Below are 12,207 nucleotides of genomic sequence, written 5' to 3'. Positions count from 1 at the left end.
CGATCCTGCACCCACAGACCCCTCACGCGCACATCCCCCGGTCAGCCCGGTCCGCCCGGTGCGGGCGTCCCGTCCCAGCGGGCGGCCCGCAGGTCGACCCGGGGTTCGCCGCCGACGGTGCGCAGCGGGGTGCCCTCGGCCCGGTACTCGGGCAGCGCGCGGTGCTCGTGGCCGGGCAGCGGCCGCCCGTCCGCGCGGATCACCCGCCACCAGGGCACCGGCGCCCCGTACAGTGCCATCACCCGGCCGACCTGCCGGGGGCCGCCGCGGCCCAGGTACTCGGCGACGTCCCCGTAGGTCATCACCCGGCCGGGCGGGATGCGTTCGGCGAGGTCCAGCACGGCTTCGGCGTACGGCGGGATCTCGGGGGCGTCCGCGGGCTCGGTCATCCGGTGCATTCTTCCCCATCCGGTCGATTTCCCGCACCCCGTGCGGGCGACCCGGCGCGCGGGATGCCGCCCCTGGACCGCGCCCGGACGGCGGGCATGGCAGCATCTTCGGGGCAGCGCGACACACGAGGACGAAGACCAGATGACCGGGACGGCCGAATTGAACGTGGACGAGGGCTCCGAGCAGCCCGCCACCGACGGTTCGGGTCCGCGCCCGGTCGACCTGCGCCACCGGGCGCGGGAGGAGCGGCACACGGGGGAGGACACGGTGGCCGCACAGCCGCCGCCGGACGGGGGGACGACCCCGCCGGACCGGCCGCCGGAGGGCGGCCCGCCGGTCGAGGAGCCGGCCGGCGAGTACCTGGCCGTCGACGAGCCGCTGCTCGCCCCGCGCGCGCACCGCCCGTCCGACCTGCTGAAGTTCCTCGGCGGGCTGTTCCTGATCATCCTGGTGTTCGTGCTGGCGCAGGTGGCGGTCTCCACCACCACCGGCATCGAGAAGGACATCACGGTCAACGCCGACCGGATCCCCGGCGTGCTCTCCAAGATCTCCGCGCTGGTCTCGTCGATCGCGGTGCTGACCGTGCCGCTGGCGTTCGCCGTCGAGCGGCTGATCAAGCGCGACGGGCTGCGGGTCGCCGACGGCGTGCTCGCCTCGGTGCTGGCGTACGGCGTCTCGCTGGGCGTCGACTGGTGGGTGGCGGCCAGCGCGCCGGAGGAGATCCGCAACGCGCTGACCCAGTTCCCGCCGGGCGGCGGCGAGACGCTGACCGATCCGGTGCACGGCTACCTGGCGCCGGTGATCGCCTACATGACGGCGGTCGGCATGTCGAGCCGGCCGCGCTGGCGGGTCGCCCTGTGGGTGGTGGTGATCCTCTCCGGCGCGGCCGAGCTGATCAACGGCAACACCACGCCGCTCTCCCTGGTGCTGACCGTCCTGATCGGCTGGTCGGTGGCGTACGGCACGCTGTACGCGATCGGCTCGCCGAACATCCGCCCGACCGGGCAGCACCTGATGATCGGCCTGCGCAAGGTCGGCTTCGCGCCGTCCGCCGCGCACCTGGCCCCGCCCGCGCCCGGCGGCACCCGCCGCTACCTGGTCACCCAGCAGACCGGCCCGCTGCTCGACGTCCACATCATCGACCGCGAGCAGCAGGCGTCCGGCTTCTTCTACCGCGCCTGGCGCCGGGTGCGGCTGCGCTCGGTGGCCGTCCGGCGCAGCCCGCAGTCGCTGCGCCAGGCGCTCGAACAGGAGGCGCTGATCGCGTACGCGGCGGCCGCCTCCGGGGCCCGCGCGCCGCAGCTGGTCGCCACCTCCGAGCTGGGCCCGGACGCCGCGATCCTGGTCTACGAGAACGTCGCCGGGCGGACGCTGGACGAGCTGGCCGACGCGGAGGTCACCGACGCGGTGATGGCCTCGTTCTGGGACTCCGTCGCCACCCTGCACGAGCGCCGGATCGCGCACCGCCGGCTCACCGGCGAGTCGCTGCTGGTGGTCGACGAGCGCACCGGCTGCCTGGTCAACCTCTCCGGCGGCGACATCGCGGCCGGCGACCTGACCCTGCGGATCGACGTCGCCCAGCTGCTCACCACCTTCGCCCTGCGGGTCGGCCCGGAGCGCGCGGTGGCCGCCGCCACCACCGTCCTCGGCCCGACCCGGACCGCCGAGGCGCTGCCGCTGCTCCAGCCGGTCGGCCTGAGCCGGCAGACCCGCGGCGACCTGCAGCGGATGACCAAGGAGCGGAAGACCGCCGCGCAGGCCCTCGCCCTGAAGCAGGTCGCGGCCGGCGAGCGCACCCAGCAGCAGGCCGAGGAGGACATCGCCCGGGCCGGCGAGGACCTGCTCTCCCGGATCCGGGCGCAGATCCTGCAGATCGCCCCGGAGGCCCCGATGGCCCCCGCCAAGCTGGAGCGCCTCAAGCCCAAGACCCTGATCATGGTGGTGGCGCTCGCCTTCGCCGCCTACCTGGCGCTCACCACGATCCGGCCGGACCAGTTCAAGGTCTCCCAGATGAACTGGGCCTGGGCCTCGCTCGCGCTGACCGCCTCGGCCTGCTCGTACGTGGCCGCCGCGATGAGCCTGACCGGCTTCGTCCCGGAGAAGCTGCCGTTCTGGCGCACGGTCGCCGCCCAGCTGGCCGGCTCCTTCGTGAAGCTGGTCGCCCCGGCGGCGGTCGGCGGCATCGCGCTGAACACCCGCTACCTGCAGAAGGCCGGCATCCGCCCGGTCCAGGCGGTCGCCTCGGTCGGCGCCTCGCAGCTGGCCGGCCTCGGCGGCCACCTGCTGCTGCTGTTCGCCTTCGGCCTGATCACCGGCTCGCAGACCAACGGCGACCTCGGCGCCTCCCGGGCCGTCATCATCGGCGTGCTGAGCGCCGCCGTGCTGGCCCTGGTGGTCGCCGCGGTCGCCCCGCTGCGGCGCTTCGTGGTGACCCGGGTCCGCTCGCTGCTGTTCGGCGTGATCCCGCGGATGCTCGACCTGATGCAGACGCCCCGCAAGCTGGTCACCGGCTTCGGCGGCATCATCCTGCTGACGCTGTCCTTCACCGCCTGCCTGGACGCCTCGGTGCACGCGTTCGGCGGCGGCGGCGCCAACGTGACCTACGCGGCGGTCGCCGTGGTCTTCCTCACCGCCAACGCGGCGGGCTCCGCGATCCCCACCCCCGGCGGCATCGGCCCGGTCGAGATCGCCCTGATCACCGCCCTGACGGTGGCCGGCGTCCCGGCCACCGCCGCCACCCCGGCGGTCTTCCTCTACCGGCTGCTGACCTTCTGGCTGCCGGTGGTCCCGGGCTGGATCGCCTACAACCTCCTCCAGCGCAGGGGCGCGCTCTGACCGCTCCCGGCCGGTGGCCGCACGCACGGGACCGCCCGGCCGGGGAGTTCTCCCACTCCCCGGCCGGGCGGTCCCGGTGGTGCCGTCGCGTCGCTCAGTAGACGGGCTTCTCCGGCTCGATCTGGTTGACCCAGCCGATCACGCCGCCGCCCAGGTGCACCGCGTCCGCGAAGCCCGCGGACTTGAGGACCGCGAGGACCTCGGCGGAGCGCACGCCGGTCTTGCAGTGCAGCACGATGCGCTTGTCCTGCGGCAGGTCCTGGAGGGCGTTGCCCATCAGGAACTCGTTCTTCGGGACCAGCCGGGCGCCCGGGATCGAGACGATCTCGTACTCGTTGACCTCGCGGACGTCGATGATGTCGATCGCCTCGCCGTTGTCGATCCACTCCTTGAGCTGCTTGGAGGTGATCGTGGAGCCGACGGCGGCCGCGCTGGCCTCCTCCGAGACGACGCCGCAGAACGACTCGTAGTCGATCAGCTCGGTGACGGTCGGGTTCTCGCCGCAGAGGGCGCAGTTCGGGTCCTTGCGGACCTTCACCGAGCGGTACTGCATCTCCAGGGCGTCGTAGATCATCAGTCGGCCGACCAGCGGCTCGCCGACGCCGGCCAGCAGCTTGATCGCCTCGGTGACCTGGATCGAGCCGATCGAGGCGCACAGCACGCCCAGCACGCCGCCCTCGGCGCAGGACGGGACCATGCCCGGCGGCGGGGCCTCCGGGTAGAGGCAGCGGTAGCAGGGGCCGTGCTCGGCCCAGAACACGCTGGCCTGGCCGTCGAAGCGGTAGATCGAACCCCAGACGTACGGCTTGCCGAGCAGCACCGCGGCGTCGTTCACCAGGTACCGGGTGGCGAAGTTGTCGGTGCCGTCGACGATCAGGTCGTAGCCGGAGAAGATCTCCATCACGTTGTCGTTGTCCAGGCGCTCCTCGTGCAGGATCACCTCGACCAGCGGGTTGATCTCCTTGACCGAGTCGTGCGCCGACTGGGCCTTGGACCGGCCGATGTCGGACTGGCCGTGGATGATCTGGCGCTGCAGGTTCGACTCGTCGACCGTGTCGAACTCGATGATGCCGAGCGTGCCGACGCCCGCGGCGGCCAGGTACATCAGGGCCGGGGACCCGAGGCCGCCGGCGCCGACGCACAGCACCTTGGCGTTCTTCAGCCGCTTCTGCCCGTCCATGCCCACGTCGGGGATGATCAGGTGGCGGGAGTACCGGCGGACCTCTTCGACGGTGAGCTCGGCGGCGGGCTCGACCAGGGGTGGCAGCGACACGGGGACTCCGATGGTCGTCAGGTTCTGTTCGACTACGCCAACAGTGTCACGTGCCCGGGGTATTCCAAGACAGCAGGTCCAGTGGGTGAGATGTCCGCCACCGGATGCCGAGACCTCGGAGCCCCGGGCCAACCCCCCGGTCGGAACCGGCCGTTCCGGATCACACCCGACAGGCCGTCTCCAGCCAGACGTCACCGAGCGACTCCTCCAGCGGCACCTGCGTCCGCCATCCGAGACGGTCCCGCGCGGTCCGCACGTCGGCCTGCCGCCACTGCACCGGCTCGACCACCGTCCGCGCCTCCACCGCCCGCGCCCCCTCCGCACCGGCCTGCTGCGCGGGCAGCACCACCTGCCGGGCGTCCTCGGCGACGGTGCCCTCGAAGCCGGACGCCCGCACCAGCAGGTGCGCCGCGTCCCGGGCCCGGACGGCGTGGCCGGAGCCGATGTTGATCACCCCGGTGGCGGCCGAGACCGCCGCCGCCTGGATCGCCCGCGCCACGTCCCGGACGTCCACGAAGTCCCGGTAGCCGGACAGGTCCGGCATCCGCACCTGGTGCTCGTCCTGCTCCAGCGCCCGCCGCAGGCCCTCCGCCAGCCGCCCGAACAGCGACGCCGTCGGCGCCCCCGGCCCGACCACGTCGAACACCCGCAGCACCAGCGCGTCCAGCCCCGAGTTCAGCACCAGCTCCGTCCCGGCCAGCTTCGACACCCCGTACGGGCCCACCGGGCGCGGCTCCGCGCCCTCCGGGATCGGCCCGCCGGGCTGCGCCGGGCCGTACTCGGCCGCCGAACCCACGTGCACCAGCCGCGCGGGCTCCCGACTGCGCCGGATCGCCTCGCAGACCGTCGCCACCGCGAGCGTGTTCGACCGGATCAGCGTCCGCGACGTCCCGTACGTGGCCCCCGCGCAGTTGACCACCACCTGCGCGGCCACCGCGTCCAGGAACCGCGCCAGCGCCCCCGGACTCCCCGCGGCCAGGTCGAACCGGATGTCGGCGGAATCGCCCCGCCCCAGCACGGTCACCTGGAACCCCCCCTCCGCCAGCAGCCGGTCGGCCACCCGCCGGCCGATGAACCCGTCGGCCCCCAGCAGTAGCACCCTCATCGGGTCCGCGTCCTTCCCTCAGGCCCGGCACCAGCCGGGCGGAACAAGATCTGATCGACACACCGGCCCACACCGGCCCACGACGGCCGGGACGGCGCTCCGGCCCGGGCCGGCAGCGCCCTCACCGGTACGCCCCCGGCCGGGTCGACGGCGGCCACGCGCAGCCGGCCAGCAGCAGGGCCGGGCCGAGCGCGGCCGCCGAGAGGCCCCCGGTGGGGGAGGCGCCGAGCCAGTGCGCGGGAGCCGGGAGGGCCAGGGCGGTGGCGCCGGTGGCCGCGGCGAGCAGGGCGACCGCGGCGGCGCCCGGGCGGCCCGCGTCGCGGACGGCGTCGGCCAGCAGCGGCAGGACGCCGAGCAGCAGCAGCGCGGCCCAGCCGGTGGCGGGCAGTCCGTCGGTGACGGCGCAGCCGAGCGCGGCGAGCAGCGCCAGCTGTGCCAGCACGGCCAGCGGCAGCGCGGGCCGCAGCCGGGAGCGGAACTCCCCCAGCGTGGCGGCCGCGCCCTGCCGCTGACCGAACCGGCGCAGCCAGGCCGCCGCCCAGCCCGCGCCCGCCCCGCCGAGCGCGGCGGCCGCGGCCGCGCCGGGTGCGGCGGCGGCGAGCAGCGCCAGCAGCGCGCCGGTGCCGGCGCCCCGGCCGAGCGCGGCCCACGGCCGACCGCCGCGCGGCGGGCGGGAGACCGGCCCGGCACCGGAGTCGGACCCGGAGTCGGGTTCGGCCGGTCCCCAGCCGTCCGTGTCGGGTGTGGTCGGCAGCTCGGCCGGGGTCCCGCCGTCGGTGCGGGTGGTGAGCAGGGCGGCGCCCGCGCCGAGCAGGACGGCGGCGGTCCCGCCGGGCAGTCCGCCGATGGCGACGGCGGGCAGCAGCGGCAGCAGGTGGGCGGCGGCGCCGCGGAGCGCGGCGAGCGGCAGGGTGCGCGGGGGGTCGGCGGGCGGCTGCGGTTCGCGGGTGGGCGGGCGGCGCGGCACGCGGGCGTACAGCTCCTCGGCGAGGCCGAAGACGTCGGCGTGCCGGTAGCGGGCGGCGCCGTCGGTGGCCAGGCCGGAGTCCTCCAGCGCGGCGGCGATCTCCAGCGGGTCGATCGCGTGTTCGCACAACTCCCGGTTGGCGTCCAGCAGTTCGCGCACCGGATCGGCCGTCCCACCGCCGGCCGTCCCGCCGGCCGACCCAGCGCCGCCGCTCACAGCGCCTCCGCGAGCGCGGGCCCGGCCGCCGCCCGCACCGGCCGGTCGGCCGCGCCCTGCCCGGCCGCCTCCGCCGCGGGCTCGCCGACCGCTCCCCCGGCCGTTCCGCCGACCGCCCCACCGACCGATCCGCCGCCCGGCCCGGCGACCCAGTACTCGGCGGGCCGGGCGAACGGGGTGGCCCGGGCGCCGGGGCGGGCCGGGAAGGCGGGGTAGCGGGAGACCAGTTCGAGGTAGATCTCGCGGAAGGCGCCGACCACGGGTTCCACGGCGAAGCGTTCCTGCGCCCGGAGCCGCCCAGCCAGGCCGAGCCGGGAGCGGCGCTCGTGGTCGGTGAGCAGGGCGAGGCAGGCGGCGGCGAGGGCGCGCGGGCTGCGCGGGGGCACCAGCAGGCCGGTGGGGCCGAGCACCTCGCGGGCGACGCCGACCTCGGTGGAGATCACGGCCCGTCCGCTGAGCATGGCGTCGGCGAGCAGGCGGGGGCTGCGCTGGGCGAGCGCGCTGAACACCACGGCGCTGCCGGACTCCCAGGCCGCGGCGGAGCTCTCCGGCCGTCCGGCGAACTCGACGCCGTCGGCGACGCCGAGCCGTTCGGCGATCGCCGCGCAGTGCGCGCGGTAGCCGGGCGCGCCCTCCTCGCCGTACATCCGGAGTCTGGCGCCGGGCAGTTCGGCCCGGACCCGGGCGAAGGCGTGCAGCATCAGTTCGGGGTCGCGGCCGGGCTCCAGCGCGCCGGCCCAGACCAGGGTGGGCGCGACCGGCTCCTTGCCGGCGGCGGGCCGCCCGGTGGCGGGGGTGCCCTCGTGGACGATCCGGGTGCGGTCGGCGTCGCCGCCGCAGCGCTGCTGCCACTGCCGGTCGTACTCGCTGCCGGGGGTGAGCACGCCGGCCTTCCGGTAGGTCTCCTCGGTGAGCTGCCGGAAGAACGACAGCAGCAGGGCGCGCACCGGCCAGCGGTACGGGGCGCTGCGGTAGCCGCGGTACTGCTCGCGCAGGTGCAGGCCGTGCTCGGTGACGACGAACGGCACGCCGTGCAGCTCGCGGGCGACCAGCGCGGGCAGCGCGGCGGGGCCACCGCCGACCACGTGGCACAGGTCGGCGCCGCCGAGCCCGGCCGGGCCGGTGCCGTACCAGGGCGCGGAGAGCGGCCGCAGGCACTGCTCCAGCAGGTCGGCGGCGACCAGCACGTCGCAGACCAGCGGCTGGCCGCCGGCGGTGTCGGCGCCGGGCATCCGCCAGGCCCGCTCCAGCACCCGGTGGGCGTGGCCGGAGCCGAGGAACGCGGGCAGCGCGTCGTCCTCCCGCCCGAGCGCGGCCAGCCGGTACAGCGCGGGCCCGAACCCGGCCCGCTCGCCGGGCATCACCAGCGCGCGGACGAGTTCCCCGTACGCCTTGGCGTAGGCCCGGCGGCGCAGCGCGGTCGGGCCGCGCCCGCCGGGGCGGCGGCCCCACATCGGCAGTTCGTGGACGCCGTGCAGGCCGCGGACGCCGGTGGGCGGGGCGGGGCGGTCGGCGGGCAGCAGCCGGTAGAGCCGGAACTCGTGCTCGGGCAGGCCGTCGACCAGGCGGCCGCACCAGCCCCCTTCGCCACGCTGCGCGTTGGTGAGGGTGCCCTCGGTGAGCAGAGCGATGCGCACGACGCCTCCAGAGCAGAGCGTTTCGACTGGGTTCACGGCCCTACGACACAGGGGAGTGCGTCCGTGCTCGACGGCCGTCGGGCCGGCGTCCGCTCCCCGCGTCCGCCGTCCTCGCCGTCTCGCCCCCCACACCTGTTCGGTCCGACAACACGAAGGTAGAGCTCCGGGCCGATCCCCCTAGGGGCCCGGCCCGGCTTGCCACACCATCGAGTGAACGCCCGTGACCTCGGGCGTCCCCGCTCCGTTTTCGGCCTTCGCGCCGCGCGCGCCCCGCGTGCGCCCCGCTCCCCGGCCCGCCCGTCAGCCCGTCAGCCCGTCAGCCCGCCCGCTCGGCCTCGGCCTCGGCCTCGGCGAGCAGTTCGCGGACCGCGCGGGCGACCGGCCCGGGGTGCTCCAGCATCGCCACGTGCCCGGAGTCCGGCAGCACCAGCAGCCGGGCGTCCCGGAACGCGGCGCAGGCCCGCCGGGCGGAGCGGTAGGAGACCAGCTTGTCCTTGAGCCCGTAGACCAGCAGCACCGGCGCGGCGACCTGCTCGGCCTGCCGCCAGAGCGCCTGCTCGCCGCGCTCGGTGTAGGCGGTGACGATCCCGCGCGCGGACCCGGCCAGCACCCCGAGGGCGTACGGGAGCGCGGAGCGGCGGCGGTACTCGGCGACCGCGCGGGCCCGGCGGTGGGCCGGGATGCCGGCCGGGTCGGCGTAGACCAGCCGCAGCAGGTCGGCGGTGGCGGTCTCCGGGTCGGCGGCGGGGCCGCGGCGGCGGATCAGCTCGGCGACGCCGGGGACGGCCAGCAGCCCGGTGGACCAGGCGGTGCGCTGCGGGGGCAGCTCGGGCAGCGCCGGGGAGATCAGGGTGAGGCTGCGCACCAGGTCGGGGCGGAGCGCGGCGAGCCGGACGGCGACCGCGCCGCCGAGCGAGTTGCCGAACAGGTGGACCGGTCCGCGGCCGCTCTCCTCCAGGTACCCGATGACCGCCCGGACGTGCCCGGAGACCGACAGGTTGCCGTCCAGCGGCGGCGCGGAGTGCCCGAAGCCGGGCAGGTCGACGGCCTCGCCGTCGACGTCGCCGGCCAGCAGGTCGAGCAGCTCCAGCCAGTTGTCGGCGGATCCGCCGAGTCCGTGCACGAACAGTGCGGGCGGCAGGTCGGTCCGGGGGGCGGAGTGGCGGCTGACGGCCAGCGCCGCTCCGGGCACCTCGACGGTGCGGTGCGGCTCCAGGGCGGCGAGGGGGTGCGGGGCTGCGCTCATGGAGCACGATCGTAATGACGGGAGGGTCCGACACCGCCGGTCACGGGGCCGTACTGCCCCCGTCACGAGCCCGTCTCGACCTGTGGACAGGCCAGGCCCGAGCCGTATTGTGGGGTCCCGACAAGGGTGGTTGTGCGCTTTACTCGGCTTCACCCGCGCGCGCGAGGGTTACCGAAAAGTAGAATCAATCACCCTGACAGTCGAACTGCCGGCCCGGCCGGCAGTCCACGCAGACCGTGAAGTGAGGAGCGCCGTGACGGCCATCCAGGAGGCGCAGGAGCGCCCGCGCGGTGCCCGCCTGCCGCGAAGCGCCCGCCGTGAACAACTGCTCGGAGCCGCCCAGGAGGTGTTCGTCGCCCAGGGCTACCACGCCGCCGCCATGGACGACATCGCCGAGCGGGCCGGCGTCAGCAAGCCGGTGCTGTACCAGCACTTCCCGGGGAAGCTGGAGCTCTACCTCGCGCTGCTCGACAAGCACTGCGACGCCCTGGTCGACGGCACCCGGGCCGCGCTGGAGGCGACCAACGACAACAAGCAGCGGGTCGCCGCGACCATGGAGGCGTACTTCCACTACGTCTCCAGCGAGTCCGGCGCGTTCCGGCTGGTCTTCGAGTCGGACCTGACCAACGAGCCGGCCGTGCGCGAGCGGGTCGACCGGGCCACCGACCTGAGCGCCACCCTGGTCTCCCGGGTGATCGCCGAGGACACCGACCTGCCCGACGCCGAGGCCAAGCTGCTCGCGGTCGGCGTCTGCGGCCTGGCCCAGATCACCGCCCGCTACTGGCTCACCCAGGACGGCGAGATCCCGCGCGACGAGGCCGTCCGGCTGGTCGCCAGCCTGGCCTGGCGCGGCCTGAAGGGCTTCCCGATGCACCCCGCCCAGGAGGGCGCGGCCGACCCGGCCGACTGACCGCGGATTCGGCCCTGAGCGGACCGGCCCCCGTCCTTCGCCTCCCGGTGGCGTTGCTGCCTTAAGGTGATGCCCGTACGGCGTGCCCACCGCGAACGGCGGTCGGGGCGCGCGCGGCCAGCTACCGGAGGGACGGAAGCCGTGGAGGTCAAGATCGGCGTGCAGAACGCGAACCGGGAGATCGTCCTGGAGAGCGCGCAATCTGCCGAAGAGGTCGCGGACGCGGTCGCCAAGGCCCTGGACGGCACCAGCAAGCTGTTCACGCTGTCCGACGAGCACGGCCGCCGGGTGCTGGTTCCGGCCGACCGGCTCGCGTACGTCGAGATCGGCGAGCCGAACGTCCGCAAGGTCGGCTTCGGCACGCTCTGAGCCCGCGTCACCGGCGCCCCGTTCCCCCGCCCGGGGGGACGGGGCGCCGTGCTGTGCGTACCGGAGGGCCTCGCCGGGTAGGCGCTGTGCTGCCGCGCGGCACCGCAGCCGCGCCGCGCGCCCCGGGAGGCAGCCGTGTGGGAGACGACCGCGTTCGTGCTGATCGGGCTGACCGTCGGGGTCGGCGCCCTGCTGCTGCGGCCCGACCTCTACCCGGGGCCGCGGGCGATGCCGGTCGGCACCGCCCTGGTGGCCGCGGTGCTGGCCGGCCGGCTCAGCGGCTACGTGCTGAGCGGGCACGCGCCGGTGCTGCAGCTGGCGGTCTCGCTGGCGGCCTCCGCCCTGCTGGTGACGGTGCCCGCCCGCCCGGACCTGCTGCCCCGGCGCCGCGGCCGGCACCGCCACGGCTGAGCGCGGGACGCGGGGCGCGGGGCGCGGGACGGGTCAGGAGGCGAGGCCCAGCGCGGCCATCCGCTTGGTGTGGGTCTCGGTGATCCGGTTGAACATCTTGCCGACCTCGACCAGGTCGAAGCCGCGCACCTGGGCGCCGCCGACCAGCAGGTTGGAGAGCGCGTCGCGCTCGGCGACCACCCGCTGGGCCTGGCTGAGCGCCTCGCCCATCAGCCGCCGCCCCCACAGCGCGAGCCGCCCGCCGACCCGCGGGTCCTCGGCGATCGCCTGCCGGACCCGCTCGACCGCGAACCCGGCGTGCCCCGTGTCGGACATCACCCGCAGCACCAGCTCCCGGGTGTCGTCGTCGAGCCGGACGGCCACCTCGCGGTAGAAGTCGGTGGCGATCGCGTCGCCGACGTACGCCTTGACCAGGCCCTCCAGCCAGTCGGACGGGGCGGTCATCCGGTGGAAGTTCTCCAGCGGCTCGACGAACGGCTCCATCACCGCGACCGGGTCGGCGCCGACCTCGGCCAGCCGGTCGTGCAGCAGCTGGAAGTGCTGGTACTCGGCGGAGGCCATCCGGGCCAGCGCGGCCTTCTCGGTGATGCCGGGCGCGAACTTGGCGTCCTCGGCGAGCCGCTCGAAGGCGCTCAGCTCGCCGTACGCGAGGGCGCCGAGCAGGTCCAGCACGGCCGCCCGGTACTGCGGATCGGCGGCCCGGGCCGCCCAGGGCCCGATCGAGTCGGTGCGTCCGTCACCGGGTTCCTGAGTCTCCATGGCCACGACCTTAGTCGTCCCGCCGGACCCCCGGCCCCGCCCTCCGGCCGCCCCGCCAGCGGGGTGCGGCCGCCCGGAGTAGCCGCCGT

At 75.6% G+C, this 12,207-nt stretch carries 11 protein-coding genes; 4 read left to right on the top strand and 7 right to left on the bottom strand.

Going from position 1 to position 12,207, the window contains the following annotated elements:
- Positions 1–41 precede the first annotated feature (41 nt).
- Positions 42–389 carry an MGMT family protein gene (locus KSE_RS24090; RefSeq protein ID WP_014137961.1) on the bottom strand — a complete coding sequence of 116 codons (348 nt, stop codon included), beginning with the start codon at positions 387–389 and terminating at the stop codon, positions 42–44.
- A 142-nt stretch (positions 390–531) separates the two neighbouring features.
- Between KSE_RS24090 and KSE_RS24085 the strand changes: the two genes are divergently transcribed.
- Complete coding sequence (locus KSE_RS24085) at positions 532–3,225, top strand: lysylphosphatidylglycerol synthase transmembrane domain-containing protein (RefSeq protein WP_081539594.1); 2,694 nt, start codon at positions 532–534, stop codon at positions 3,223–3,225.
- Positions 3,226–3,319: 94 nt separating this feature from the next.
- Here the strand turns inward: KSE_RS24085 and moeZ are convergent, their stop codons facing one another.
- From moeZ to KSE_RS24060, 5 genes are all read right to left on the bottom strand, one after another.
- On the bottom strand, positions 3,320–4,498 hold the full coding sequence (gene moeZ, locus KSE_RS24080; RefSeq protein WP_014137959.1) for an adenylyltransferase/sulfurtransferase MoeZ: 1,179 nt from the start codon (positions 4,496–4,498) through the stop codon (positions 3,320–3,322).
- Positions 4,499–4,658: 160 nt separating this feature from the next.
- Positions 4,659–5,603 carry an NAD-dependent epimerase/dehydratase family protein gene (locus tag KSE_RS24075; protein ID WP_014137958.1) on the bottom strand — a complete coding sequence of 315 codons (945 nt, stop codon included), beginning with the start codon at positions 5,601–5,603 and terminating at the stop codon, positions 4,659–4,661.
- A gap of 121 nt (positions 5,604–5,724) precedes the next feature.
- On the bottom strand, positions 5,725–6,786 hold the full coding sequence (locus tag KSE_RS24070; protein WP_051738437.1) for a hypothetical protein: 1,062 nt from the start codon (positions 6,784–6,786) through the stop codon (positions 5,725–5,727).
- Complete coding sequence (locus KSE_RS24065) at positions 6,783–8,423, bottom strand: DUF3492 domain-containing protein (RefSeq protein ID WP_014137956.1); 1,641 nt, start codon at positions 8,421–8,423, stop codon at positions 6,783–6,785. The genes KSE_RS24070 and KSE_RS24065 overlap by 4 nt, the downstream gene beginning before the upstream one ends.
- Before the next feature lie 316 nt (positions 8,424–8,739).
- Positions 8,740–9,669 carry an alpha/beta fold hydrolase gene (locus KSE_RS24060; RefSeq protein WP_014137955.1) on the bottom strand — a complete coding sequence of 310 codons (930 nt, stop codon included), beginning with the start codon at positions 9,667–9,669 and terminating at the stop codon, positions 8,740–8,742.
- Positions 9,670–9,922: 253 nt separating this feature from the next.
- Here KSE_RS24060 and KSE_RS24055 point away from each other — a divergent pair, with 253 nt between their 5' ends.
- The 3 genes from KSE_RS24055 (at position 9,923) to KSE_RS24045 (ending at position 11,359) form a co-directional block, all read left to right on the top strand.
- Positions 9,923–10,579, top strand: a complete 657-nt coding sequence (locus KSE_RS24055) for a TetR/AcrR family transcriptional regulator (RefSeq protein ID WP_014137954.1) — start codon at positions 9,923–9,925, stop codon at positions 10,577–10,579.
- 141 nt (positions 10,580–10,720) lie between these two features.
- The gene (locus tag KSE_RS24050) at positions 10,721–10,948 is read left to right on the top strand and encodes a DUF3107 domain-containing protein (protein ID WP_033259101.1); all 228 of its coding nucleotides are present in this window, start codon (positions 10,721–10,723) and stop codon (positions 10,946–10,948) included.
- Between the two features lie 135 nt (positions 10,949–11,083).
- Positions 11,084–11,359 (top strand): hypothetical protein, encoded by a 276-nt coding sequence (locus tag KSE_RS24045; RefSeq protein ID WP_014137952.1) that lies wholly within the window; start codon positions 11,084–11,086, stop codon positions 11,357–11,359.
- A gap of 33 nt (positions 11,360–11,392) precedes the next feature.
- On the opposite strand, the gene KSE_RS24040 is transcribed toward KSE_RS24045, so the two are convergent.
- Entirely contained in the window at positions 11,393–12,118 is a 726-nt protein-coding gene (locus KSE_RS24040; RefSeq protein WP_033259102.1) for a ferritin-like fold-containing protein, read from the bottom strand.
- Between the last annotated feature and the right edge of the window lie 89 nt (positions 12,119–12,207).

Source organism: Kitasatospora setae KM-6054 (assembly GCF_000269985.1).
Lineage (GTDB): Bacteria > Actinomycetota > Actinomycetes > Streptomycetales > Streptomycetaceae > Kitasatospora > Kitasatospora setae.
This window is presented reverse-complemented; position numbering and strand designations above follow the sequence as displayed.